The sequence below is a fragment of the Actinomycetota bacterium genome, from assembly GCA_035540895.1.
Lineage (GTDB): Bacteria > Actinomycetota > JAICYB01 > JAICYB01 > JAICYB01 > DATLFR01.
This window is the reverse complement of record DATLFR010000007.1, coordinates 1-2,363: the sequence shown is the minus strand read 5'-3', so window position 1 is coordinate 2,363 and position 2,363 is coordinate 1. Positions and strand designations below refer to the sequence as shown.

At 71.0% G+C, this 2,363-nt stretch carries 6 protein-coding genes; 3 read left to right on the top strand and 3 right to left on the bottom strand.

What is annotated here, in order from left to right; all coding sequences use genetic code 11:
• On the top strand, positions 1-336 hold a 336-nt coding region (locus VM840_00325), incomplete at its 5' end, for a hypothetical protein (protein ID HVL80019.1).
• On the opposite strand, the gene lexA is transcribed toward VM840_00325, so the two are convergent.
• The 3 genes from lexA to VM840_00310 all read right to left on the bottom strand — a co-directional run bounded on the left by lexA (position 330) and on the right by VM840_00310 (position 1,777).
• Positions 330-971 (bottom strand): transcriptional repressor LexA, encoded by a 642-nt coding sequence (gene lexA, locus VM840_00320; protein HVL80018.1) that lies wholly within the window; start codon positions 969-971, stop codon positions 330-332. The two genes, VM840_00325 and lexA, sit on opposite strands and share 7 nt — an antisense overlap.
• Positions 972-1,056: 85 nt before the next feature.
• On the bottom strand, positions 1,057-1,536 hold the full coding sequence (locus tag VM840_00315; GenBank protein HVL80017.1) for a hypothetical protein: 480 nt from the start codon (positions 1,534-1,536) through the stop codon (positions 1,057-1,059).
• A gap of 1 nt (position 1,537) precedes the next feature.
• Complete coding sequence (locus VM840_00310) at positions 1,538-1,777, bottom strand: hypothetical protein (GenBank protein ID HVL80016.1); 240 nt, start codon at positions 1,775-1,777, stop codon at positions 1,538-1,540.
• An 89-nt stretch (positions 1,778-1,866) separates the two neighbouring features.
• Between VM840_00310 and VM840_00305 the strand changes: the two genes are divergently transcribed.
• A complete protein-coding gene (locus tag VM840_00305) occupies positions 1,867-2,052 on the top strand; it encodes a hypothetical protein (protein ID HVL80015.1) in 186 nt (61 codons plus the stop codon).
• 7 nt (positions 2,053-2,059) lie between these two features.
• On the top strand, positions 2,060-2,363 hold a 304-nt coding region (locus tag VM840_00300; GenBank protein ID HVL80014.1), incomplete at its 3' end, for a hypothetical protein.

Genomic DNA, 2,363 nt, shown 5'->3' with positions numbered 1-2,363 from the left:
CTCCCCGAGCCGAGCACGATCACGCTGAGTGGGACCTTCGAGTCGGGGTACACGATCTATCTCGAGTCGGAGGTGCAGCACGACGAGGTGGTCCGCTTCTACGCCCGCGAGCTGCCAGCCCGCGGATGGACGATCAACGCGTGCGTGACGACCGAGACCCCGGAGCAGGGACGGCTGAGCGTGGTCAGCGCGCTGAGGGCGGACCTGATGGCGGCCGTCACGGTCGGGAGGGGCGAGGAGCCGACGCACAAGAAGCCGTACGACTTCTACGTGCTCGTCACGCGGCTCCCTCAGGCTGCGCCCTCGGCCGCCGCGCAGCCCTGCCCCCCTCAGTAGGAGCGCAGGAGCGCGACCACCTTGCCGACGATCCTCGTCTCCGGCGTCACGACCACGTCGTCGTAGGCCGGGTTCTCGGCGCGTAGCAGGGGCCGTCCGTCATGGAGGACGTAGGTCTTGCAGGTCGCCTCGTCCTCGATCAGGGCGACCACGACGTCGCCGCTCGTGGCGTCGTCCTGCTTGCGCACGACGACCATGTCCCCCGGCTGTATCCCGGCCCCCGTCATCGACTCGCCCTGGACCCTGAGCATGAAGAGCGTCCCGTCTCCGACGAGCGAGGCCGGTACCGCGAGGACGTCCTCGACCTCCTCAACCGCGAGCGCCGGGCCCCCGGCGGCGACGCGCCCAACCAGCGGGACGTGGCGCACGCCGGACTTGGACTCGACCGGACCCACCTCTGGGGCGTAGTGGACCGCGATCGCCCGAGGCTTCGTGGGGTCGCGCCGCAGGTACCCCTTGCGCTGCAGCGCCTCGAGATGGGCGTGGACGGTGGAGGGCGATGCCAGGCCGACGGCCTCGGCGATCTCACGCACCGACGGCGGGTAGCCCCTCTCCTCGATCGCGCCGAGGATGAAGTCGAGGATCTTCCGCTGCCGGGGGCCGAGATCCTCGACCCGCTGTCGTCGTGTCCGCATCCGTGGTCCTCCCTGCTCGCCTGCGGCCGACCCTAGCACGGCCGGCGCAGGGCGGCAAACATCTGTTCGCGCGGACGCGCGTTCGTCATGCCGCCACGTTGAACCCGGTCCGCATCCCGAGCGCGTAGTGGACCTCGACCCCCCCGTGGCCGCCGTGGTCCTCCGAGTGCACGATGTTGCAGACCAGGACGTACGTGCCCCCCTCGAGGTCTACGGTCAGGTCGGCCGACGCGCCGGGCTCGATGTCCTCCACCTCGCCGACGACCTCCACCCCTTCGGCGTCCTCGATAACGGCCCCGTCCTCCGAAGTGGGGAGGGAGTCCGGCGCCCTCCCGGTCCGGAGCACGACCAGCTCATGTACGTCCTCCCCGGCGTTCGTCACCTCGAAGGTGACGGGTCCCGGGGGGGCGGACGTCGTCTCCACGACGACCGCCCACTCCTGGAGCCGGGTGGCCACCGTTGTCGCGGTGGCGGTCCCGGACCCCTCGCGGGAGCCCGATCCCCCCGTCTCACACCCCGCCACCAACAGCAGGACCGCAGCCGTCAGCGCAACACCCTTCCTCACGTCAAACCTCCGGGTACTCGTCGTCGAGGATCACCGGCTCGGTGTCCGTCGTGCCAAGTCCGGCGCGGGGCTCCCGTTCGGGATGGAACAGGGACCGGTTCATCGCCGCCTCGGCGGCGTCCCGGGTCTCGAACTCGCCGTGCAGGACCTCCTCCGCCCCCTCGCCCCGCCTCTCCCACAGCTGGTACACGGTGTACCCGGTCGACGCATCCGTGCGGTGCGCGACCCGGAACTCACTCATCGTCCCTCCTGTCGTAGGGGCGCCGGTCGCCAAAGAGGATAAGGGCCGGCGTCCGGTTAGCGCCGACGGGGGCGGGGTAGTTGACGGGCATGGACAAGACCGTGAACTGCCCGAACTGCGCGAGAGAGCTGGAGGTGCCGGCCGGCGCGCAGCAGGTGGACTGTCCAGGGTGCGGTGCGCTCCTGGAGATGACGGACGGCCGCCCGCGGACCGTCGCCCACGCCTCGGACGCCCTGCGCGGCGAGGAGCGGACCGGCATCGAGGACCTCGACTGACGCACCCGTGCGCCGGTTCGAGTTCGCGTTCGACGACCGTTACCTGCCGATGCTCGCCGCCTTCGGCGTCACCCGGGGGCGGGCGCACGTCGAGGTGGACGAGGATCTGCGCGTGAGGTTCGGCCTCTTCTCCCTGTCCACCCCGGTCTCCAACGTGCGGGCCCTCGAGCTGACCGGTCCGTACCGCTGGTACCGCGCCATCGGGATCCGGATGTCCCTGGCCGACCGGGGTCTGACCTTCGGGACGACGGTGGCGGGCGGGGTGTGTCTCTTGTTCCGGGACCCCGTCGCGGGTATCGGCCCGTTCCGGC

What these genes read in the sequence shown, in the direction of transcription:
- VM840_00305 (HVL80015.1), top strand. Translation starts at nt 1,867, where the DNA reads ATGGACAAGACCGTGAACTGCCCGAACTGCGCGAGAGAGCTGGAGGTG.
- VM840_00310 (HVL80016.1), bottom strand. Translation starts at nt 1,777, where the DNA reads ATGAGTGAGTTCCGGGTCGCGCACCGCACGGATGCGTCGACCGGGTAC.
- lexA (HVL80018.1), bottom strand. Translation starts at nt 971, where the DNA reads ATGCGGACACGACGACAGCGGGTCGAGGATCTCGGCCCCCGGCAGCGG.